This is a genomic window from Nocardiopsis sp. CC223A (assembly GCF_030766825.1).
In the GTDB taxonomy this organism is placed as follows: Bacteria; Actinomycetota; Actinomycetes; order Streptosporangiales; family Streptosporangiaceae; genus Nocardiopsis.
Map to the genome: position 1 here is coordinate 121,657 of NZ_JASFDV010000004.1, position 19,764 is coordinate 141,420.

At 73.3% G+C, this 19,764-nt stretch carries 21 protein-coding genes; 8 read left to right on the top strand and 13 right to left on the bottom strand.

Translation table 11 applies throughout. From position 1 onward, the window contains the following. Positions 1 to 69 precede the first annotated feature (69 nt). Genes QJS33_RS03040 through QJS33_RS03050 form a run of 3 tightly spaced genes read right to left on the bottom strand, consistent with a single transcriptional unit; the run spans position 70 to position 3,345 of the window. Positions 70 to 447 (bottom strand): hypothetical protein, encoded by a 378-nt coding sequence (locus QJS33_RS03040; RefSeq protein ID WP_306366288.1) that lies wholly within the window; start codon positions 445 to 447, stop codon positions 70 to 72. Continuing rightward, positions 444 to 698 carry a ribbon-helix-helix domain-containing protein gene (locus QJS33_RS03045; RefSeq protein WP_306366289.1) on the bottom strand — a complete coding sequence of 85 codons (255 nt, stop codon included), beginning with the start codon at positions 696 to 698 and terminating at the stop codon, positions 444 to 446. The genes QJS33_RS03040 and QJS33_RS03045 overlap by 4 nt, the downstream gene beginning before the upstream one ends. Before the next feature lie 31 nt (positions 699 to 729). Continuing rightward, positions 730 to 3,345, bottom strand: coding sequence for a bifunctional FO biosynthesis protein CofGH (locus QJS33_RS03050; protein WP_306366290.1), 2,616 nt, complete (start codon positions 3,343 to 3,345; stop codon positions 730 to 732). A 101-nt stretch (positions 3,346 to 3,446) separates the two neighbouring features. Here QJS33_RS03050 and QJS33_RS03055 point away from each other — a divergent pair, with 101 nt between their 5' ends. From QJS33_RS03055 to QJS33_RS03065, 3 genes are all read left to right on the top strand, one after another. After that, positions 3,447 to 4,409 (top strand): lysylphosphatidylglycerol synthase domain-containing protein, encoded by a 963-nt coding sequence (locus QJS33_RS03055; RefSeq protein ID WP_306366291.1) that lies wholly within the window; start codon positions 3,447 to 3,449, stop codon positions 4,407 to 4,409. 70 nt (positions 4,410 to 4,479) lie between these two features. Next, positions 4,480 to 5,085: an RNA polymerase sigma factor gene (locus tag QJS33_RS03060; RefSeq protein ID WP_306366292.1), complete on the top strand. Its 606-nt coding sequence runs from the start codon at positions 4,480 to 4,482 to the stop codon at positions 5,083 to 5,085. Beyond that, positions 5,082 to 6,191: a CU044_5270 family protein gene (locus QJS33_RS03065; RefSeq protein WP_306366293.1), complete on the top strand. Its 1,110-nt coding sequence runs from the start codon at positions 5,082 to 5,084 to the stop codon at positions 6,189 to 6,191. The genes QJS33_RS03060 and QJS33_RS03065 overlap by 4 nt, the downstream gene beginning before the upstream one ends. Positions 6,192 to 6,209: 18 nt before the next feature. Here the strand turns inward: QJS33_RS03065 and QJS33_RS03070 are convergent, their stop codons facing one another. The 5 genes from QJS33_RS03070 to QJS33_RS03090 all read right to left on the bottom strand — a co-directional run bounded on the left by QJS33_RS03070 (position 6,210) and on the right by QJS33_RS03090 (position 10,830). Next, positions 6,210 to 6,428 carry a type II toxin-antitoxin system HicB family antitoxin gene (locus tag QJS33_RS03070; RefSeq protein WP_306366294.1) on the bottom strand — a complete coding sequence of 73 codons (219 nt, stop codon included), beginning with the start codon at positions 6,426 to 6,428 and terminating at the stop codon, positions 6,210 to 6,212. A 2-nt stretch (positions 6,429 to 6,430) separates the two neighbouring features. After that, the gene (locus QJS33_RS03075; RefSeq protein ID WP_306366295.1) at positions 6,431 to 6,628 is read right to left on the bottom strand and encodes a type II toxin-antitoxin system HicA family toxin; all 198 of its coding nucleotides are present in this window, start codon (positions 6,626 to 6,628) and stop codon (positions 6,431 to 6,433) included. Between the two features lie 67 nt (positions 6,629 to 6,695). Continuing rightward, on the bottom strand, positions 6,696 to 7,808 hold the full coding sequence (locus QJS33_RS03080) for a glycosyltransferase family 4 protein (RefSeq protein ID WP_306366296.1): 1,113 nt from the start codon (positions 7,806 to 7,808) through the stop codon (positions 6,696 to 6,698). Beyond that, complete coding sequence (locus QJS33_RS03085) at positions 7,805 to 8,749, bottom strand: glycosyltransferase family 2 protein (RefSeq protein ID WP_306366297.1); 945 nt, start codon at positions 8,747 to 8,749, stop codon at positions 7,805 to 7,807. Before QJS33_RS03085 ends, QJS33_RS03080 begins: the two co-directional genes overlap by 4 nt. A gap of 41 nt (positions 8,750 to 8,790) precedes the next feature. Next, positions 8,791 to 10,830, bottom strand: a complete 2,040-nt coding sequence (locus QJS33_RS03090) for a hypothetical protein (RefSeq protein WP_306366298.1) — start codon at positions 10,828 to 10,830, stop codon at positions 8,791 to 8,793. A gap of 99 nt (positions 10,831 to 10,929) precedes the next feature. On the opposite strand from QJS33_RS03090, the gene QJS33_RS03095 reads away from it, so the two are divergent. Further along, positions 10,930 to 11,748: a TIGR03089 family protein gene (locus tag QJS33_RS03095; protein ID WP_306366299.1), complete on the top strand. Its 819-nt coding sequence runs from the start codon at positions 10,930 to 10,932 to the stop codon at positions 11,746 to 11,748. Positions 11,749 to 11,837: 89 nt separating this feature from the next. Here QJS33_RS03095 and QJS33_RS03100 read toward each other — a convergent pair whose 3' ends face one another. From QJS33_RS03100 to QJS33_RS03110, 3 genes are all read right to left on the bottom strand, one after another. Next, the gene (locus QJS33_RS03100) at positions 11,838 to 12,023 is read right to left on the bottom strand and encodes a hypothetical protein (protein ID WP_306366300.1); all 186 of its coding nucleotides are present in this window, start codon (positions 12,021 to 12,023) and stop codon (positions 11,838 to 11,840) included. Positions 12,024 to 12,216: 193 nt separating this feature from the next. Further along, positions 12,217 to 13,431, bottom strand: a complete 1,215-nt coding sequence (locus QJS33_RS03105) for an amidohydrolase (RefSeq protein WP_306366301.1) — start codon at positions 13,429 to 13,431, stop codon at positions 12,217 to 12,219. Between the two features lie 80 nt (positions 13,432 to 13,511). Then, positions 13,512 to 14,330 (bottom strand): helix-turn-helix transcriptional regulator, encoded by an 819-nt coding sequence (locus tag QJS33_RS03110; RefSeq protein WP_306366302.1) that lies wholly within the window; start codon positions 14,328 to 14,330, stop codon positions 13,512 to 13,514. 187 nt (positions 14,331 to 14,517) lie between these two features. Here QJS33_RS03110 and QJS33_RS03115 point away from each other — a divergent pair, with 187 nt between their 5' ends. Together QJS33_RS03115 and QJS33_RS03120 are read left to right on the top strand one after the other, a co-directional pair. Beyond that, positions 14,518 to 14,901, top strand: coding sequence for a PLD nuclease N-terminal domain-containing protein (locus QJS33_RS03115; protein ID WP_306366303.1), 384 nt, complete (start codon positions 14,518 to 14,520; stop codon positions 14,899 to 14,901). Positions 14,902 to 14,984: 83 nt separating this feature from the next. Then, entirely contained in the window at positions 14,985 to 15,611 is a 627-nt protein-coding gene (locus tag QJS33_RS03120; RefSeq protein ID WP_306366304.1) for a peptidylprolyl isomerase, read from the top strand. A gap of 9 nt (positions 15,612 to 15,620) precedes the next feature. On the opposite strand, the gene QJS33_RS03125 is transcribed toward QJS33_RS03120, so the two are convergent. Further along, entirely contained in the window at positions 15,621 to 16,823 is a 1,203-nt protein-coding gene (locus QJS33_RS03125; protein WP_306366305.1) for a cysteine desulfurase family protein, read from the bottom strand. 50 nt (positions 16,824 to 16,873) lie between these two features. Between QJS33_RS03125 and aroA the strand changes: the two genes are divergently transcribed. After that, a complete protein-coding gene (aroA, locus tag QJS33_RS03130) occupies positions 16,874 to 18,148 on the top strand; it encodes a 3-phosphoshikimate 1-carboxyvinyltransferase (RefSeq protein ID WP_306366306.1) in 1,275 nt (424 codons plus the stop codon). After that, positions 18,145 to 19,161: a ribosome small subunit-dependent GTPase A gene (gene rsgA / locus QJS33_RS03135; RefSeq protein ID WP_306366307.1), complete on the top strand. Its 1,017-nt coding sequence runs from the start codon at positions 18,145 to 18,147 to the stop codon at positions 19,159 to 19,161. The genes aroA and rsgA overlap by 4 nt, the downstream gene beginning before the upstream one ends. Before the next feature lie 225 nt (positions 19,162 to 19,386). Here rsgA and QJS33_RS03140 read toward each other — a convergent pair whose 3' ends face one another. Beyond that, the gene (locus QJS33_RS03140; protein WP_306366308.1) at positions 19,387 to 19,722 is read right to left on the bottom strand and encodes a helix-turn-helix domain-containing protein; all 336 of its coding nucleotides are present in this window, start codon (positions 19,720 to 19,722) and stop codon (positions 19,387 to 19,389) included. Between the last annotated feature and the right edge of the window lie 42 nt (positions 19,723 to 19,764).

Sequence of the window (19,764 nt, forward strand, 5' to 3'; positions counted from 1 at the left end):
GCCCCTGAAGAAGGGGCGGGAGCGCCGATCCCCCGGCGCTCCCGCCCCTTCGCCGTTGCCCCCGGTGTCTCAGACCCGGATCAGTTCAAGGGTGGAATCGAGCTTGCCGATGTCATCCGGGTCGGAGGTGAGCACCGGCGCACGGAACAGCCTGCCCGGAAGAGCGACGTGCGCGTCCACGACATCGCGGGATCCGGTCCGGGCCAGCAGGGCGCCGACGTGTCGGGCGATCTCCTCGTCAAGAGGCTCAATTCTCACCGTGAGGTCCTTGACCAGGCGAGCAATCGCGTGCTGCCGGGGATCGTTCCGCCACACCCGGGCATAGACACCGGCGGAGATGACGATGAGGCGCCGTTCTTGGGAGGTGCGCTGCACCAGGTGCCACATGCGAACGTCGCGACGTTCGAGTGCGATGAGTGCACCCGTGTCGAATACGAGAGGGGTCATGCGGCGGACCCTGCGGAAGCCTCTCCCCCACTGAGCACGTTTTCGACCCACTCCTTGTCCTGGGCGGTCGGTTCGCCCGATTCCGCCAGAATTTCAGCAGCGAGAAGTTCGGCGTCGGCCCAATCCGGCTGGTTCCTGATGATTTCCGTGATGTACGCGGAGATCGAAGCGGCCTGCCCGGAATCGACGGCCTTCTGCACCTTGGCCAGGATCTCCTCCGGGATGCTGACGGTGATGCGCCGGTTCGTCATACTCCGCTCATACTCTTCGCTCCCGGGTTTCTCAGACGAGGGGGAGGGAGCGGCGCAGGATGCTCGGGGCGACGCCGTCGCTGGCCTCGGCGACGGCGCGGCGCTCCTCGGGGACCTCGCCGTAGAGGGTGGTGCGCTGGCGCAGCGGGCGGCCCGTGGGCCCGACCAGGGCGCGGATGTCGGTGATGGTCTTGTACGACCCCTGGTCCGAGCCCGCCATGCGGCTGATGGTCTCCTCCATCAGGGTGCCGCCCACGTCGTTGACCCCGCCGCGCAGCAGCAGGCGGCAGGTGTCCTCGGCGAGCTTCACCCAGGAGCACTGGATGTTGTCGATCGACCCGTGCAGCAGCAGGCGGGCCAGCGCGTGCACCGCCCGGTTCTCCCGGACTGTGGGGCCGGTGCGGGCCAGGCCGGCCAGGTAGATGGGCGCGCTGGTGTGCACGAACGGCAGCGGCACGAACTCGGTGAACCCCGGCCGCCCGTTGCGCTCCAGGGAGCGTTCCTGGAGCGAGCGCAGCAGCTTGATGTGCGCCACCCAGTGGCGGGGCGAGTCCACGTGCCCGTACATCATCGTCGACGTGGTGGGGATGCCCAGGTCGTGCGCGGCGGTGATGACCTCGATCCACTCGCTCGCCGGGAGCTTGCCCTTGGTGAGGACCCAGCGGATCTCGTCGTCGAGGATCTCCGCCGCCGTACCCGGGATCGACCCGAGCCCCGCGTCGCGGGCCCGGGTGAGCCACTCGCGGACGGGCAGGTTCGTGCGCGCCGCCCCGTTGACCACCTCCATCGGGCTGAACGCGTGGACGTGCATGCCCGGGACCCGTTCGCGGACGGCGGCGGCGATGTCGAAGTAGGCGGTGCCCGGCAGGTCCGGGTGGATGCCGCCCTGCATGCACACCTCGGTGGCGCCCGCGTTCCACGCCTCCTCGGCGCGGTCGGCGACCTGGTCCAGGGAGAGGGTGTAGGCGTCGGCGTCGGTGCGGCGCTGGGCGAACGCGCAGAACCGGCAGCCGGTGTAGCAGACGTTGGTGAAGTTGATGTTCCGGGTCACCACGAACGTGACGTCGTCGCCGACCGCGTCGCGGCGCAGCCCGTCGGCCAGCTCCGCCAGGGCCTCCAGCTCGGGCCCGTCGGCGTGCAGCAGGGCCAGGGCCTGAGCGTCGGAGAGTCCCGCCGGGTCCTGCTCCGCGGCGCGCAGGGCGTCGGCGACCTCCGGGTCGAACCGGCGGGGCACCGCGCCCTCGCGGTCGACGCCCTCGCGCAGGGACTCCCAGTCGCCGTACACCGAGTCGAAGTCGCCGCGCCGGTCCCCGGTGCGCCCCTCGGTGTCCACGGCGGTGTGCAGGTCGGTGCGCCCGGTGTCGGCCAGCACCGCCTCGGGCTCCTGCCAGGGGCGGCCCACCACGGGCGCGTCCTCACGGGCCAGACCGGTGTCGGGGTCCACCAGGGCCTCGACGTGCGCCCGCAGCCGCGGGTCGAGCCAGGGCTCACCCGCGCGGATGTACTCCGGGTACGCGGTGAGCCGCTCCCTGAGCTCGAACCCCTGGGCGGCGCTGCGGGCGGCCAGCTCGTCGATCTGCGGCCAGGGCCGTTCCGGGTTCACGTGGTCGGCGGTGAGCGGGGAGACCCCGCCCCAGTCGTCGATGCCCGCGCGGAGCATGAGCGCGTACTCGTCGCGGCCGCCGTCCTCACCGCCGATGAGGTTGGGCGGGGCCTGGACGTGCGCCCTGGGTCCCATGACCAGTCGGGTGACGGCGATGGTGGCGGCCATCCCGTCGATCTCGGCGTCGGCCCGGTGCATCATCGCCGTGTCCGGCTTGGCGCGGAAGTTCTGGACGATGACCTCCTGGATCCCGCCGTGGCGGCGGGCGACGGAGCGCATCGCGAAGATGGACTCGGCCCGGTCGGCGATCGTCTCCCCGATGCCCAGCAGGATGCCGGTGGTGAAGGGGACGCTGGTGCGGCCCGCGTCCTCCAGTGCGCGCAGGCGGACGGCCGGGTCCTTGTCCGGGCTGCCGTAGTGGGGCTGCCCCTTCTCCTCGAACAGCCGCCGGGAGGTGGTCTCCAGCATCATGCCCATGGACGGGGCGACGGGCTTGAGGCGCTGGAAGTCGGCCCAGGTGAGCACGCCCGGGTTGAGGTGGGGCAGCAGCCCGGTCTCCTCCAGGATCATGATGGAGACGGCGCGCACGTAGGAAAGGGTGTCGTCGTAGCCGTGGGCGTCGAGCCACTCGGCGGCCTGCTTCCACCGGTCCTCGGGGCGGTCCCCCAGGGTGATGAGGGCCTCCTTGCAGCCCATCTCGGCGCCCCGGCGGGCGATGTCCAGGACCTCGTCGGGGGACATGAACGGGGCGTCCAGGCGGCCGGGCACGGTCGCGAAGGTGCAGTAGTGGCAGCGGTCGCGGCACAGGCGGGTGAGGGGGACGAACACCTTGCGGCTGTAGGTCACCACACCGGGCCGGCCGGCCGCCTCCAGGCCCGCGTCGCGCACCCGGGAGGCGTACCCCAGGAGGGTCTCCAGGTCCTCTCCGCGGGCGTGCAGCAGGACCTCCGCCTCGGCGGCGTCGAGGGTCTTGCCGTCGCGGGCGCGGGCCAGGGCGCGGCGCATGGCGGACGGGGTGGGGGCGGGTTCGTTCGCACCGGTCATAAGCGGCACCCTACGCCCCGGAGGTTCCGCTCCGGTGAACCGGATCGGCCCCGAGCGGGAGGGCGTAGGGTCGGCGCAGGACGGAGATGAGGAGGGACCGCGTGCTCGCTCGGCTGCGCCGCGACCCCTGGGTGCGGTTGGTACTGGTGGGGCTGCTGTGCGTGTGCGCCGGGTGGGCGCTGCACGGGCACTGGGAGCAGGCGCGCGACGCCGCGCTGTCCCTTCCGCTGTGGACGCTGCCGCTGGCCGTACTGGCCGGGATGGCCGGGCTGACCGCGCAGATGATGGCCTGGCGGGCGCTGCTGGCCGGGCTGGGCTCGCCGCTGCCGGTACCGGTGGCCGCACGGGTGATGTTCGTGGGCCAGCTCGGCAAGTACCTGCCGGGGTCGGTGTGGGCGTTCGTGGCCCAGGTGGAGCTGGCCCGCGACCGGGAGGTGCCCCGGGTGCGGGGCACGGCGGCGACCCTGCTGGCGGTGGGGGTGACGGTGGCCGCGGGCCTGGCGGTGGCCGCGGTGGCGCTGCCGCTGTCGTCGGCGGAGGCGGCCCGCACCTGGTGGTGGGCGCTGGCGCTGGCGCCGCTGCTGCTGGCCGGGCTGCACCCGCGCGTGGTGCGGTGGGGGGTGCGCCTGGCGGCGCGCCCGTTCGCCCGGTTCCGGGAGGTGGCCGAGGCCGGCCCGCTGGACATCGGCGGCCGGGCGATGGCGGCGGCGCTGGGGTGGACCCTGGTGGCGTGGGTGCCGCTGGGCCTGCACCTGTGGGTGCTGGTGTGGGCGGTGGGCGGCGACCCGTGGGGGTCGCTGGCCCCGGCGGTGGGGGCGTACGCGCTGGCCTGGACCCTGGGCCTGCTGGTGGTGTTCGCCCCGGCCGGACTGGGGGTGCGCGAGGCGGTGCTGGTGGTGGCCCTGGCCCCGGTGGTGGACGCCGGTGCGGCCCTGGTGGCGGCGGTGCTGTCACGGCTGGTCATGACGGTCGCCGACGTGGCGTGGGCCGGGCTGTCGGTACCGCTGTCGCGGCTGGGGGGCCGCCCGGTGGACGCGGACGGGCCGCGGTCCGAACCGGCGTGAACCCCTTCCCGGGGATCGGGCTACTACAGGCAGAAGCACCTTCCTGACGTCCCCCACGGATTGGACCCCCATGTCCCCTACCGCCTCCAGGGCGCTGCCGCCCGAAGAAGCGGAGAGCGACGCGTCGGTCGTCCGCCGGTCACTGCACGAGCCCACCGACTTCGGTGAGATCTTCCGCCGGCACGCGCCCGCACTGCACCGCTACGCGGCTCGACGGCTGGGCTCCGCCGAAGCCGACGACGTGGTCGCCGAGACCTTCCACATCGCCTTCCGCAAACGCCACCGCTACGACCCGGTGTACCCCGACGCCCGCCCGTGGCTGTGGCGGATCGCCGCCAACCTGATCCGCCGGCACCACCGCACCGAGACCCGCCACTACCGCGCCCTGGCCCGGACCGGCGTCGACCCGGTCATGGAGGGGCACGCCGACCGGGTGGGCGAGCGGGTGGACGCCGCCTCGGTGTCGGCCTCCCTGGCCGCCTCGCTGGCCGGGCTGTCCAAGGGCGACCGCGACGTCCTGCTGCTGATCGCCTGGGGCGAGCTGACCTACGAGGAGGTCGCCGCGGTGCTCGGCATCCCCGTGGGCACCGTGCGCTCCCGGTTGCACCGCGCCCGCAAACGCCTGCGCGCCGACCTGTCCACGTCCGCCGCCCACCACGAGGAGGTGACCCGGTGAACGAGCTCGACCACCTGAGGAACCTGAGGTCCGAGATCCCCGAACGCTCCCCGGAGGAGCTGGCACTGCTGACCGGCTGGCGGCCGGGCGGAGCGGGCTTCCGCTCGGTGCGCCGACCACGCCTGCTGCCACTGGCGCTGAGCGGCGTCGCGCTGGTGGCGGCGGCCGCCTTGTTCCTGGCGCTGGTGGTGTTCCCCGGCTCGCTCACCGTCGGCGTGGGCCCGGCCACCGCCCCCTCCGAGGCGGTCACGGAGGGGGACGGCACCGGGACCGCCGACCCGGTGACGGAGGCGATGGGCCCGATCATCGAGGCGGCCCGGCGCCAGGAGGTCACCGACGTCTGGTACGTGCGATCGGTGCAGGGCAGCTCCTACGGGGTGGGCCGCGAAGGCGACCGCTACGGGATCTTCGGCCTGGACACCTCCGAATCGTGGACCCACATGCAACAGGCCCTGGTGGCGGACCGGTCCGTGTCCGCCGACTGGGCCCTGATGCACGAGGCGGACAGGCAGGCCTGGGAACGGGACGGTTCGCCGACCTACTGGCCCGCGGGTCCGGAGACCGACGGCTGGGAGGTGCCGACGCGGGACGCCGGATACGAGTACGGCGTGCTGCACGAACCGGTCCCCGCGGGTTTCGGTTTCGGTACCGAGTCCCTGGACCCGGCCGGGCTGCACGCCCTGCCGTCCGACCGGGGCACGCTCGCCGACCTGCTGCTCATCGAGGAGGATGCGTCCTTGGAGGAGGACACCGAGGCCCACTCCGCCACGGCGGCGATCCGCGCGGTCCTGACGTATCCGATGACCCCGGATGTGCGTGCGGGAGTGTACGAGGTGCTGGCGGGCATCGACGGGCTCCGTCCGCTGACGGAGGTGGCCGACGTCTCCGGGCGGCCTGCGACCGGTGTCGCCTTCGAGTTCCCCTCCACCGACGGCAGCGTCCTGGAACAGCGGATCCTGTTCGACCCGGAGACGGGCATGCTGCTGTCCAGCGAGTTGGCCGTGGTGGTGCCGGAGCAGGGGAAGCGGGACTGGAGCGAGCCGGGTGACGTGGTCCTCTACCACCTGTACGAGGAGATGGGCTGGACCGACGACTGGCCGCTGTGACCCCGGAGCCCCGGCCCCTCAGGCCGCCGTCAGAGTGGTGGCGGAGACCGTCGCGGGCCGGGGCGGGGGCTCACCGAGTTCGCGCAGCACCTCCAGGTGTCCGCGGACGGCCTCGGCCATCTCACGCAGGGCCTCCTCCTCGGTGTCCCCGAGTGCGACGCATCCGGGCAGATCGGGGGACCAGGCTCCGTACCCGCCGTCCTCGGCTCGCTCGATGATGACCGCGAACGTGCTCATCCCTACCTCCACGTGATACCCGCCTGTTTCAGGATGCTTCGCTCGGTGCCGATCGGCAAGTCACCACTCGGCTTACCGGCGATGGTGACGACTCCTGGTTTGTGATCGTGAACGAAGTGGCGATGGCTTCCTCTTGTTCGGTGGAGCCGCCACCCATCGGCCTCGATCAACTTGATGATCTCGCGTACCTTGAGGGGCATGGTTCGAGCATAAAGCGACTTCGGTGTTACTTTCCGTGTTTTCGGGGAATCGCCTCCGCGGGCGCGCTCAGGCGGACAGGAGGCGCTCGACGTAGTCGGCCCAGAAGGGGGCGGGGTCGACCGGGCGGACCCCGGCGCGCAGGCGTTCGGGCGTGCCCGGGGTGTAGAACTCCTTGAGCGCCCGGGCCAGGTCGTCGGCGTCGCCCGGGGCGCACAGCAGCCCGTCGACGCCCTCGCGGACGTGGTCGGCCAGCGCCCCGGCCCGGGTGGCGATCACCGGCAGGCCGTGCCGGTGGGCCAGCCACACGTTCTGGCTGGCGGTGGCGGTCCGGTAGGGCAGCACCACCGCGTCGGCGGCGGCGTACAGGCCCGGCAGCTCCTCGGCGGGCACGTACCCGTCGCGCAGCCGCACCCGGTCACCGACCCCCAGTTCGGCGGCGAGTGCCTCCAGCTCCGCGGTGCCGCCCCAGAACTCCCCGGCGACGGTCAGCGCGACATCGCCGGGCGCCCCCGCGGCCAGGGCGCGCAACAGCACGTCCACACCCTTGTAGGGGCGGACGATGCCCAGGAACAGCAGGTGGCGGCGCTCCCCCGGCTCCGGCGGGACGACCGCGCCGGTGTCGGGCAGGTGCGGCGGCAGCACGGCCGTGACCGGGGCGTCGGCCCCGGCGGCGCGCATGCCCTGCGCCAGCAGGGCCTGGTCGGCGGAGTGGGCGAGCACCCCGTCCACCCGCCGCAGCAGCGCCCGGACCAGCGACACGTCCACGGCCCGCCGCTCGTGCGGCAGCACGTTGTGGCACAGGGCCACCACCCGGGTGCGGCCGCCGCGCACCGACCGCACCCCGGCCAGGATGCCGAGGTAGGCGGGCACCTGCACGGGCGAGAACAGGGTGAGGACCACCAGGTCGGACCCCCGGGCCAGCCGCCGCCCGGTCCGCCACCACCCGTCGGGCCGGTACCAGGCCAGCTCGCGCGCGGTGTCGGGGTAGGGCTCCCCCTCGGGTTCGTCGACGGTCTGCGTCCCCGGGTAGAGGGCGGCCGGGTACTGGGCACGCCACGACTCGACCACGGTGGGGTGCCCGGCGGCCCGCAGGCGGTGCGCCAGCTCGGTGGTGTGCCGGGCGCCGCCGCCCTTGTAGGGGTGGGCGGGGCCGACCAGCGCGACCCGCGCGGGACTCACGCCCCGTCCCGGGAGCGCACGATGAGATCGGCCAGCAGGGCGATGGCGGCGATGATCAGCCCCGTCATGAGGATCATGACGGTGTTGTTGGGGATGTACAGCGGGTTGCGCACCTGGTCGAACACGAACTTGGCGGCGCCCACGCCCAGCAGGGCGAGCGCGGGCGGCATCATCACCTTGAGCGGGTTGAAGTACATGACCATGCGCAGTACCTGGAGGATGTACCGGTACGCGTCGGTGACGAAGTGGAACTTCGACTTCCCGGCGCGCTTGGCGTACTCGATCGGCACGTACCGCACCGGGTGCTGGTTGGACAGGAACGCCAGTGTGATGGTGGTGACGCAGGAGAATCCGGGCGGCAGCAGCCGCAGGTAGGGGCGGGCCACGTCCCGGCGGAACACGCGCAGCCCGGAGTTGAGGTCGGGGATGCGCGTGTTGGTGAGCCTCTCCGCGATCTTGCGGATGACCCACTTGGCGGGCACCCGCAGTGCCTTGTGGCTGCCCATCTCCTGGGTGCGGGCGCCCACCACCTGGTCGATCTCGGGGTCCTCGTCGAGCATGGCGACCAGCTCGGGGATGCGCTCGTTGGGGTAGCTCATGTCCGCGTCGGTCCACACCACGTACTCGCCGCGGGCCCGCTGGCTGCCGATGCGGCGGACCGTGCCGGAGCCGCCGTTGTGCCCGAACGCGATGATCCGCATGCTCGGGAACACGGGGGCGACCTCGCGCAGCCGCTCCAGGGTGGCGTCGGTGGAGGCGTCGTCGACGGCCAGCAGCTCGTACCCGTACCCGGACGCGTCCATGGCCGAGCAGATCCGCTTGACCTCGTCGACGACGTGGTCCTCCTCGTTGTAACAGGGCAGGACGATGGTGACCCGGACCGGCGGGTCCTCGGTCCCGGCGTCGGGGTGGGGGCTGGGGTCGTCGTGTGTCTGGCTCATGCGTTCTTCTCAGAGGGTGCGGACGGACTGCGGGGCGCGGGTCAGGGCTTGGGGACGACCGTGATCCACACGCTCCCGACGAAGCTCCAGTGGCCGGTGGGCGGTTCCATGAGGGTACTCGGATCCATCTGCGCCACCACGTGGAAGGGTCGCTCCGGCTCCACGTCGGGGACCAGGGCGGACAGCTGGTCCCAGTCCTCGGAGGCGAGCACGGGCGTGCGGCCGCGCGCCAGGATCTCGCCGATGACGCGGTCGACGTTCTCGGGCGCGGCCTCGCCGAGCGCGGCGGTGGGCGCCCCGCAGACGTTGCGCAGCAACGGCATGTAGTTGCCCGCCATGCCGGGGTCGACCACGATCACCGAGGCGTCGTCGGGGAGGGCCGCGCACAATCGCTCGGTGGCCGCCACCGTCCCCACGTCCTGCCGGTACCCCATGATCCCGGAGAAGGAGGTGACGGCGGTGGGGCCGACCATCGCCACGGACGCCCCGGCGGCGACCACCACCGGCAGCACGCGGATGGCCGAGCTCTGCTTCTCCGCCTGCACGGCGATGGCGCAGTAACGGGTGAGCCAGGCCAGGAACCAGACCGCGAACAGCACGAACGCGGGGATGACCAGGACGATGAGGCGACGGCTGGCCCAGGGGTGGTCGGGGGTGATGGCGGGGCGCAGCAGTGTGGTGGCCACCGTCCACACCAGCAGCATGGCGGGCAGCAGCCACTGGGGGTCGCGCCACTGCGTGAGGCGGCGCAGGACCAGTGCCACGCCCAGGGAGGCGAACAGGACGGTGCCCAGGCCCACGTACCAGCCCACCCAGTACAGGCTCATGTCGTAGTAGGTGCGGCTGCCCTCGACCGGCAGCCCCTCCTGGGCCTGGACGTAGGCGACCCAGCCGTCGGTGAAGTCGCTGCCGTGGCCGTAGTCGGGCCACAGCAGCGGGCGGATCGCGAAACCCACCATGGTGAGCAGGGCCAGGGCGGCGACGGCGCCGGGCAGCCACCGCACCCGGTCGGTGCGCGGCAGGCCGTGCCGCCACAGCAGCGCGGTGCCCAAGGCCGCGGCCAGGACCACCCCGCCGCTGATCATCAGCAGAGGTTCCAGGGAGTCCGACAGGTATTCCAGGTAGGGCAGCGACAGCCCGTACCCGGCGTAGAAGCCCAGTCCGGAGCCGAGCGCCAGGCCGCCGAGCAGCGGGAGGGCCTGGCCGCGCCGGGCGAGCAGGAGCAGGGCGGCGAACCCGATGACGGGCAGCAGGTCGCGAATGGCGTCGATGCGCACGACCAGGGCCAGGCCGAGCACCAGGCCGGCGACGGCGGCCAGGGTCTGCGTGTTCGACCACCGGTCGGTGATGTGGGTACGCCTGACCAGGGAGTCGTAGGCCAGGATCAGGCCGCCGAGGAGGAGGATCTGGGTGACGGGCTCGCTGTAGGTGAACCGGCTGACCCACTGCTGGGGCAGGCACAGGGCCAGGACCAGGGCGCCCAGGGGCGCCCAGCGGGCGCCGACCAGGCGGGCGGTGAGCCCGGCGAAGGCCAGGACGCCCAGGGCGCCCAGGACCGGAGTGACGATGAGCATGCCGTCGAGGCCGCCCAGCCAGTACCCGATGGCGGCGACCAGGGGGGCGCCCGCCATGAACTGGGGCCAGATGACGTCGCCGCGTTCGTAGTGCGCCAGGCTCTGGTAGCTCAGCGCCGGGTCGTCCCCGGCGATGAGCTCGCGCTGCTGCGGGATCGGCAGGTGGCCGTTCTCGGCGATCCACACCGTGTACATGGCGTAGGAGGCCGGGTCGCGCCGGATGACCAGGGCCTCGGCGTGGTAGGCGATCTGCACGATCGCGAAGGCGGCGGCGACCACCAGGACCAGGATGACGGGCCACCAGGGCACGTCCTCCTCCGGGTCGGGGATGAGCCGTGGCACCAGGGCACCGGCCGCGATCACGGCGGGCACCCCGAGGATCAGGGCGATCCAGGGGGTGAACAGTCCGAGTGCCAGAAGGGGGAAGGCCACCAGGAGCCAGGCGGACACGGCGATCGCGGGCAGCGCGGTGACACGGGCGAGGAATCGTCCGGGAAGCAAGCGCATGAGGCAACTCTGACACTTCCCGTCACCTTCTCGCACACCGCACGGCGGTTTGTTACGGACCCGCCGCCTCCCGCTCCGGGCGGGTTCTAGAGTGGGGACATGTCCGAAACTCCCGCGCAGCTGTGGCGCGACCTGGTCGCCGCCGACCCCTCCCGCCCGTTCATCACCTCCTACGACGCCTCGGGCGGCCGGGTGGAACTGTCCCGGGCCACCTTCGACAACTGGGTGTCCAAGACCGCGAACATGCTCGTGGACGGGTTCGGAACGCAGCCGGGCGACCGGGTGGTCCTGGCCCTGCCGGTGCACTGGCAGGCGCTGGTGTGGCTGACGGCGTGCTGGTCGGTGGGTGCGGTCGCCGAGGTCGCCGAGGGCGGCGACCTGCCCGCGGACGCCCAGGTGGCGGTGGCCGACGCCGACCGTCTGGAGGCGGCGCTGGACAGCGGCGCCGAGGAGGTCGTGGGCACCTCGCTGCACCCGCTGGGGCTGCCGCTGCGGGAGGTCCCGGCGATGGTGCTGGACTACTCGGCGGAGGTGCGCGGGTACGGTGACCGCTTCTCCCCCTACCCGGTGGACCCGCAGGCCCCGGCGCTGAGCCTGTCCGGAACCCGCACGGGCGCGGCCCTGGTCGCCGACGGCCGGCAGCGGGCGCGGCGCTGGGGGCTGGCCGACGCCGACCGGGTGGCACTGGTCCTGGACCCCGCGGCCCCGCTGGACGTGCTGGGGGGGAGCGCGGAGCTGCTGCTGGGGCCGGTGGCGGCGGGCGCGCCGATCATCCTGACGCCGTTCCCGGCCGTCGGCGCCGACCCGCAGGACACCTGGAAGCGCCTGGAGGCGGAGCGCGCCACCGTGTTCGCGACCGCGGGCGACGCCGACCTCCCCGGTGGAGCACCCCTGCGGCGGCTCCCCCTCGCCGGCTGACCCCGCCCCGGCCGAACGCGGGGGCGGTGTGCCGCACCCCGCGCGGCACACCGCCCCCTCCCCGGCCCGACCCGGGGTGCCCGTACCGCCTACCCGGCCAGGTCGTAATCACCCGCGGGCCGTCTCCGGCCGCGGAACCGCCCGAACCGGCGCGGCTCCCCGCCCCGGAGCCGTTCCTCGCGGATGCGTCGCAGCTCACGCTCGCGGGCGGCCTCCTGCTCCCGGTCCAGGCGGTAGCGCTCGGCGGCGTCCGCGGCGGGGTCGTGGTGGGTCATGGTGTCCTCCCGGAAGTCCCGTCCCGGGCTCCGTCGTCCCGGATGACCTCAGACTCCCGCTAAGGACCCTGCCCGCACATCGGCACATGCGCGTATATCGCAGGCCACGGCCGCCTCATATCCCCGGTGGCCGGGGGCCGGAGGCTGAGGGGGCGGGGGCCCGGGCCGGCCGGCGCGGCCCGGACCGGCCGCCTCAGGACTCGCGGTAGTAGGCGTCCGCGGCCGTACCGCGGCGGGCCTCGTAGTCGTAGGTGTACACCTCACGGCCCTCGATGAACACGCGCTCGGCGCGGCTGCGCAGGTCCAGCGGGTCGCCCGACCACAGCACGACGTCGCCGTCCAGCCCCGGCCTCAAGGAGCCGACGCGGTCGTCCAGGCCCATGATCTCGGCCGGGTTCACGGTCAGGGCGCGGATCGCCGAGTCCGGGTCCATGCCCTCCTTGACGCACAGGGCGGCCTGGAGGATCAGGAACTCGATGGGCACGACCGGGTGGTCGGTGGTGAGGGCCACCTTCACTCCGGCGCGGTCCAGGATGCCCGGGTTGGCCAGGGTCTTGTTGTTGACCTCGACCTTGGAGCGGCTGGTCATCAGCGGGCCGGTGATCACGGGGATGTTCCGGGCGGCCAGCTCGTCGGCCAGCAGGTGGCCCTCGGTGCAGTGGTTGACGATGAGCCGGTAGCCGAACTCGTCCGCCAGGCGGATGGCGGTGTGGATGTCGTCGGCCCGGTGGGTGTGCTGGCACCAGGGCAGCTCGCCGTCCAGGACCCTGACCAGCACCTCCAGCGTGTTGTCCCGGTCGAAGGGCTTGTCCTCGGCCTCGGCGTGCTCCTTCTTGGCCTTGTAGTCCTGTGCCTTGGTGAAGGCGTCGCGGATGACCGCGGCCACGCCCTGGCGGGTGGAGGGCAGCTTGTCCTTGTTGCCGTAGACCCGCTTGGGGTTCTCGCCGAGCGCGCTCTTGACGCTGGCGGGGTGCTTGATGAGCCGGTCCTCCATGCTGCGGCCCCAGCACTTGACCGCCACGGTCTGCCCGCCGATGGGGTTGCCCGAGCCGGGCTTGACCACCGAGCTCGTGACGCCTCCGGACAGGGCGTCGACGAAGCCGCGGTCGGCGGGGTTGATGGCGTCCAGGGCGCGCATCCGGGCCCCGTTGGGGTCGGTCATCTCGTTGGTGTCGTCACCGGCCCAGCCGATGCCCTCCTCGTCGATGCCGATGTGGCCGTGGGCCTCGACGAAACCGGGGAGCACCCACTTGCCGGAGGCGTCGACGACGGTGGCGCCCGCGGGGACGGCCACCTCGGAGTCGGGGCCGACGGCGGTGATCCTGCCGTCGGTGATGAGAACCGTGCCGCCGTCGATGGGGTCCCCGTCGACGGGCACGACGTATCCGGATGTGATCGCGATATCCATGGCGGGCAACCTAGCCCATCATGGGACCCCACCCCAAGACCTTTCGTGGGAGCGCTTCCCCCGCCCCGGTCCGCCCGCGTTCAGCTCTCGGGCCAGCGCGAGCTGAGGATCTCCGAATCCGGGGTCAGCTCCACCGTGACCTCCTCGATGGCGTCGCGGATCATGGAGCATCGCAGGACCTGCTCGGCGTCGGTGATGAGCTCCCCGCCCTGGGCGGCGAACGCGTACACGATGGGCGCCCGGTCCCCGTACTCCATGAGCCGGAAGGGCCCGCCCAGCTCGGGGTGGCGGGGCGACTTCTCCGGGATCATCCCCAGCCGCACGATCCCGGCCGCCACCAGGTCGGCGAGGAAGTCGCGCTGGGCGTTGAGCACCTCGGCCCCGCCCTGGGGCCGCCGGAGCACCGTCTCGTTGAGGACCACCCGCAGCGACGGCCCCTCGGGACCGGTCATCGCGGCCCTCAGGAACATCTCCTCCTCGACCATGGCCTCGACCTCGCCGTCGGACAGGTCGAAGTAGCTGGGCCGCAGCACCGCCCAGGAGTACTCCCGGGTCCGCAGGAACGGCGGGATGACCACCGGTTGGGTCTCCCACACCTCGGGGGCGTGCACCGTGAGCTCGCTCAGGTCCCCGAACTCGTTGGGGAACGCCTCCGCCTGGAGCGCGACCGCCCAGGCGTCCACCAGTTGGTGCTCGGTGCCCAGCGCGTTGTCCACCCGCTCCACCAGGGAGCGGGCCGGTCGGCAGCGGGCGCTCTCCACCTCGCCGAGCTTGTCGTCGCTCACCCCGACCGTGGCGGCGAGTTCGGCACGGGAGAGCCCCTTGTCCGAGCGGGCACGCAGGATCCGCGCGCCGAAGGGGAGCCATACCGCCGAGGGCAACACCGTGTTCACGCCCATCATCCTCCTCCGTCGCACGTGGGGCCGGACCTGGATCGACGCCGGGCGGCCCCGTGGTCCGACCCTCTCCCGGAGCGGGGTGCCCGGTCAAGCGACCAATGAGTGCGGCGATCCGTGATAAGTCAGTACAAGGTCTGACAATGCCACCCGGCGCTCCGGGTGTTCCCCCGATCAACAGGAAGATCCCGTGGCCTACCTCTACCTGCTGTTCTTCGTCGTGGCACTGGCCGTGTGGGTGTACGCGCTGTTCGACGTCATCGGTTCGGACGCCGACGCCGTGCGCCTGCTGCCCAAACCCGCCTGGGCGGTGATCGTCCTGCTGCTGCCCAAGTTGGGCGCGCTGGCGTGGTTCGCCCTGGGCCGACCGCACCGGGCCCGCGTTCCCGGACCCGTGCGCCCGCCCTCCCCCTTCCCCGAATACGACCACCCCAACCGGGCCCGGGGCGCGACGCCCGAGGACGACGAGGAGTTCCTGCGCCGCTGCCGCGAACGCGCCGAGGAGCAGCGCCGCCGCGCCCGTGAGCAGGCCGAACGCCGGGAGCAGGACGGCCCGGAGGAGACACGGGGCTGACGGCCCCGGGCGGCGCGGGGCCCGCGGGGTCGGTACCCTTCAGTGGCGACCGCCGTCCCCACCGATTCCCCGAAGAGTGATCCATGCGCCCGACCGCCCTGTCCGCCGCCCTGCTGGCCGGAGCACTGCTCGCCACGACCGCCGCCTGCGGCAACGACGACGCGCCGGCCTCGACCGAGGTCCCGGACGTGGACGTCACCGACGTGGAGGGCGCGACCCTGCACACCGACCACGGCGACATCACCGTGGACCTGCTGCCCGAGATCGCGCCGGTCACGGTCGCCAACTTCGTCGGCCTGGCCGAGGGCGCGGGGGTGGCCAACCCGGTGACCGGCGAGGCCGAGTTCTACGACGGCACGGTCTTCCACCGGGTCATCCCCGACTTCATGATCCAGGGCGGCGATCCCCAGGGACAGGGCACCGGCGGCCCCGGCTACCAGTTCCAGGACGAGTTCAGCGACGCGGAGACCTTCGACGAGCCGGGCGTGCTGGCCATGGCCAACTCCGGTCCGGGCACCAACGGCTCGCAGTTCTTCATCACCGTGGCGCCGACCCCGCACCTACAGAACAAGCACACGATCTTCGGGCACGTCGCCGACGACGCCTCGATGGACGTGGCCGTGGAGATCTCCCAGGTCGCCACCCAGGGCCAGGACCGCCCGGTCGAGGACGTGGTGATCGAGTCCGTCACCATCCACCGGGCCGGCTGAGCCCGCCCCTCACCCGCGGAAGGCCCTCGGCCGCTCACTGTTCCCGCGGCGCTTGGCCAGGGCCGCCCGCGAGCGCTCCACCGCGGGCCCGATGGCCTCGACCAGCGCGTCCACGTCGGCCTCGGTGGACGTCCTGCCCAGCGACAGGCGCAGGCTGCTGGAGGCGGTGTCGGGGTCGGCCCCCATCGCCAGCAGCACGTGGCTGGGCTGGGCCACCCCCGCGGAGCAGGCCGAGCCGGTGGAGCAGGAGACGCCCCTGGCGTCCAGCAGCATGAGCAGGGCGTCGCCCTCGCAGCCGGGGAAGGACAGGTGCGCGATACCCGGCAGCCGCCGGTCCGGGTCCCCGTTGACGACGACGTCGGGGACCACTCCGCGCACCCGCTCCTCCAGGGTGTCGCGCAGCGACGACAGGTGCGCGGCGTGCTTCTCGCGCTCGGCGACCGCGAGGTGCACCGCGGTGGCCAGCCCGCTCACCAGCGGCGTGGCCAGGGTGCCCGAGCGGATGTCGCGCTCCTGACCGCCCCCGTGCAGCACCGGGACCGGGGCCAGCCCGCGCGCCAGCAGCAGCGCCCCGGTGCCCACCGGGCCGCCGAGCTTGTGCCCGCTGACCGTCAGCGCGCTCACCCCGGAGGCGGCGAAGTCCACCGGTTCCACGCCCACGGCCTGCACCGCGTCGGTGTGGAAGGGGATCCCGTATTCGGCGGCGACGGCGGCCAGCCCGGCCACCGGCTGCACCGTGCCGACCTCGTTGTTGGCCCACATCACCGACACCAGGGCCACGGACTCCGGGTCGCGCTCGATCGCCTCCCGCAGGGTGCGCGGCTCCACCCGGCCCAGCCGGTCCACCGGCAGCGTCTCGTGGACCGCGCCCTGGTGCTCGGCCGTCCAGTGCGCGGGGTCCAGGGCCGCGTGGTGCTCGACCGCGCTGGTGATGATCCGGCGGCGCCGCGGATCCTCGGCGCGGCGGGACCAGTACAGGCCCTTGATCGCGATGTTGTCCGACTCGGTGCCGCCCGCGGTGAAGATCACCTCGTGCGGGGTGCACCCCAGGGCTTCGGCGATGCGCTCGCGCGACTCCTCGACCGCGCGTCGGGCGGCGCGCCCGTGTCCGTGCAGGGAGGAGGGGTTTCCGAGGGAGCCGAGCCCGGCCGTGACCTCGGCGATCACCTCGGGGCGGACCTCGGTCGTGGCTGCGTGATCCAGATACACCATGGCGTTACCAAGAATAAGCGTCCGGAGAGGGCTCCCGATAACCTTGGGGCATGCCTGAGCCCACCACAGCACCGCACTGGCCCGCTCCCGTCGCCGAGGGCCCCGTCCGCGCCCGACTCGCCCTGCCCGGCTCCAAGTCGGTCACCAACCGCGCGCTGATCCTGGCCGCCCTGTCACAGACACCGTGTCTGGTGCGCCGTCCCCTGGTCAGCCGGGACAGCGAACTGATGGTGGGCGCGCTGCGCGCCCTGGGCACGGTCGTGGAGGAACGCGGTGAGGACCTGTTCGTCACCCCGGGTCCGCTGCGCGGCCCCGCCGCGATCGACGTGGGCAACGCCGGAACGGTGATGCGGTTCGTGCCGCCGGTGGCCGCGCTGGCCACCGGGGACGTGGACTTCGACGGCGACCCGCGGGCGCGGGAGCGGCCGGTGGGCGAACTGCTGGCGGCGCTGCGCGCCCTGGGCGCCGACATCGACGACTCCGCCGGCGCCCTGCCGATGACCGTGCACGGGACCGGACGGGTGCGCGGCGGCGACGTCGTCCTGGACGCCTCGGGCTCCTCCCAGTTCGTGTCCGCGCTGCTGCTGGCGGGCGCCCGGTTCGAGCAGGGGGTGCGGGTGCGCCACGAGGGCGCCCCCGTGCCCTCCCGGCCGCACCTGGACATGACCGTGGAGATGCTGCGCGCCGCCGGGGTGACGGTGCTGGTCGGCGACGACGTCTGGACGGTGGAGCCGGGGCCGGTCAAGGTCACCGAGATCACCGTGGAACCGGACCTGTCCAACGCCGCCCCGTTCCTGGCGGCCGCGCTGGTCACCGGCGGCGAGGTCACCGTCGAGGGCTGGCCCGAGCGCACCACCCAGCCCGGCGACCACCTGCGGTCGCTGTTCACCCGGATGGGCGGCGAGGTGTCCTGGGCCGACGGGGCGCTGACCCTGCGCGGCACCGGGCGGATCCTGGGGTTGGAGGCCGACCTGCGCGAGGTGGGCGAGCTGACCCCCACCATCGCCGCGGTGGCCGCCCTGGCCTCGACCCCCTCGCGCCTCACCGGCGTCGCGCACCTGCGCCGCCACGAGACCGACCGCATCGCCGCGCTGGCCACCGAGATCAACCGCCTGGGCGGGAACGTCCAAGAGCTGCCCGACGGCCTGGTCATCGAGCCTCGGCCGCTGCACGGGGGTGTCTTCCACTCCTACGACGACCACCGGATGGCCACCTCCGGCGCCGTCATCGGGCTCGCGGTGCCCGGGGTGGAGGTGGAGAACATCGCCACCACCCGCAAGACGCTGCCGGACTTCCCCGGCCTGTGGACGGGGGCGCTGGCATGAGCCGCACCCGGGGCGGGGGGCGTCACCTCGACGAGGACGACATCCGGATCCGCGCCCGGGGCGGGTCGCGGCCCCGCACCCGCACCCGGCCCAAGCACGAGAACGCGGTGGAGGGCCTGGTCACCGCGGTGGACCGGGGCCGGTACCGGTGCCTGGTCGAGGGCACCCGGGTGGTGGCGATGAAGGCCCGCGAGCTGGGCCGCGGGTCGATCGTGGTGGGCGACCGGGTGGACGTGGTCGGCGACCTGTCCGGGCTCCCGGACACCCTGGCGCGGATCGTTCGGGTCAGGGACCGCAGCTCGGTGCTGCGCCGCACCGCCGACGACACCGACCCGGTGGAACGGATCATCGTGGCCAACGCCGACCAGTTGGCGATCGTGTGCGCCCTGGCCGACCCGGCCCCGCAGCCGCGGTTCGTGGACCGCTGCCTGGTGGCCGCCTACGACGCGGGGCTGTCCCCGCTGCTGTGCCTGACCAAGGCCGACCTCGCCGACCCCGGCGAGCTGCTCCAGGTGTACGAGCCGCTGGGCGTGCCCTACGAGGTGCTCAGCCCGGAGGGCGACCTCACCGGGTTGGCGGGCCGGCTCGCGGGGCGGACCACCGTGCTGGTGGGGTCCTCGGGTGTGGGCAAGTCCACTCTGTTCAACCGGCTCATCCCGGGCACCGACCGGGCGGTGGGCCACGTCAACGCGGTCACCGGCCGGGGGCGGCACACCTCCACGTCCGCGGTGGCGCTGCCGTTCGAGGGCGGCTGGCTGATCGACACCCCGGGTGTGCGCAGCTTCGGCCTGGCGCACATCGCGCCGGAGGACATCGTCGAGGGCTTCCCGGACCTGGCCGACCTCGCCCTGGACTGCCCGGCGGGCTGCACCCACCAGGACGACGCCGAGGACTGCGCCATCGGCGCCGCCCTGGCGCGCGGTGAGACCGACCCGGCCCGGGCGGCCTCCCTGCGCCGTCTGCTCGCCAGCCGGGAGGGCGACACCGAGGAGGAGCACGAGCGGGAGCGATAGGGCCTCTTCGCCCGACCGCTCCGGGACACGGCCGCGAGGCGGCTCCCGTGCATCGGCGCAAGCGCCGAAGGACACGAGCGGCCGCCGGGCGATCTCCCGCACGGCGGGGGCCCGCCCGGGTTCGGCCATCCGAGCGCAGGCGGCTCCGCGGAGACACCGCGCCGACGGCGTCCGCTGAGGGCGGCGGTGGGCGACGGGCGGGCGGAACGACCCGCCGGACAGGCCCTAGCCGGTGGGGGCGCGGTTCAGGACGTGCTCGCGGCCCCAGGCGCCCAGCGGTTCGAGGGCCTCGTTGAGGGAGACGCCGCGCGAGGTCAACGAGTACTCGACCCGGGGCGGGACCTCGTCGAAGTCCTCGCGGTGGACGAGCCCGTCCTCCTCCATCTCACGCAGGTGCGAGGCGAGGACCTTCTCCGACAACCCGTCCAGGGCGCGGCGCAGTTCGCCGAACCGGTGCGGGCGCTCGCCCAGCGCCCACAGCACGAGCACCTTCCACCTGCCGCCGATCACGTCCATCGCGGCGTCGGTGCCGCAGTGGTACACCCCCGGTCGCCGGGCCATCCCGACCCCCCTGCCTGCACGCTCACCCCGCGGTGAGCACCC

What these genes read in the sequence shown, in the direction of transcription:
- QJS33_RS03110 (WP_306366302.1), bottom strand. Translation starts at nt 14,330, where the DNA reads ATGGGCGTGAACACGGTGTTGCCCTCGGCGGTATGGCTCCCCTTCGGC.
- QJS33_RS03085 (WP_306366297.1), bottom strand. Translation starts at nt 8,749, where the DNA reads ATGAGCCAGACACACGACGACCCCAGCCCCCACCCCGACGCCGGGACC.
- QJS33_RS03095 (WP_306366299.1), top strand. Translation starts at nt 10,930, where the DNA reads ATGTCCGAAACTCCCGCGCAGCTGTGGCGCGACCTGGTCGCCGCCGAC.
- QJS33_RS03075 (WP_306366295.1), bottom strand. Translation starts at nt 6,628, where the DNA reads ATGCCCCTCAAGGTACGCGAGATCATCAAGTTGATCGAGGCCGATGGG.
- QJS33_RS03105 (WP_306366301.1), bottom strand. Translation starts at nt 13,431, where the DNA reads ATGGATATCGCGATCACATCCGGATACGTCGTGCCCGTCGACGGGGAC.
- aroA (WP_306366306.1), top strand. Translation starts at nt 16,874, where the DNA reads ATGCCTGAGCCCACCACAGCACCGCACTGGCCCGCTCCCGTCGCCGAG.
- QJS33_RS03125 (WP_306366305.1), bottom strand. Translation starts at nt 16,823, where the DNA reads ATGGTGTATCTGGATCACGCAGCCACGACCGAGGTCCGCCCCGAGGTG.
- QJS33_RS03120 (WP_306366304.1), top strand. Translation starts at nt 14,985, where the DNA reads ATGCGCCCGACCGCCCTGTCCGCCGCCCTGCTGGCCGGAGCACTGCTC.
- rsgA (WP_306366307.1), top strand. Translation starts at nt 18,145, where the DNA reads ATGAGCCGCACCCGGGGCGGGGGGCGTCACCTCGACGAGGACGACATC.
- QJS33_RS03045 (WP_306366289.1), bottom strand. Translation starts at nt 698, where the DNA reads ATGACGAACCGGCGCATCACCGTCAGCATCCCGGAGGAGATCCTGGCC.
- QJS33_RS03100 (WP_306366300.1), bottom strand. Translation starts at nt 12,023, where the DNA reads ATGACCCACCACGACCCCGCCGCGGACGCCGCCGAGCGCTACCGCCTG.
- QJS33_RS03050 (WP_306366290.1), bottom strand. Translation starts at nt 3,345, where the DNA reads ATGACCGGTGCGAACGAACCCGCCCCCACCCCGTCCGCCATGCGCCGC.
- QJS33_RS03140 (WP_306366308.1), bottom strand. Translation starts at nt 19,722, where the DNA reads ATGGCCCGGCGACCGGGGGTGTACCACTGCGGCACCGACGCCGCGATG.
- QJS33_RS03070 (WP_306366294.1), bottom strand. Translation starts at nt 6,428, where the DNA reads ATGAGCACGTTCGCGGTCATCATCGAGCGAGCCGAGGACGGCGGGTAC.
- QJS33_RS03090 (WP_306366298.1), bottom strand. Translation starts at nt 10,830, where the DNA reads ATGCGCTTGCTTCCCGGACGATTCCTCGCCCGTGTCACCGCGCTGCCC.
- QJS33_RS03040 (WP_306366288.1), bottom strand. Translation starts at nt 447, where the DNA reads ATGACCCCTCTCGTATTCGACACGGGTGCACTCATCGCACTCGAACGT.
- QJS33_RS03060 (WP_306366292.1), top strand. Translation starts at nt 4,480, where the DNA reads ATGTCCCCTACCGCCTCCAGGGCGCTGCCGCCCGAAGAAGCGGAGAGC.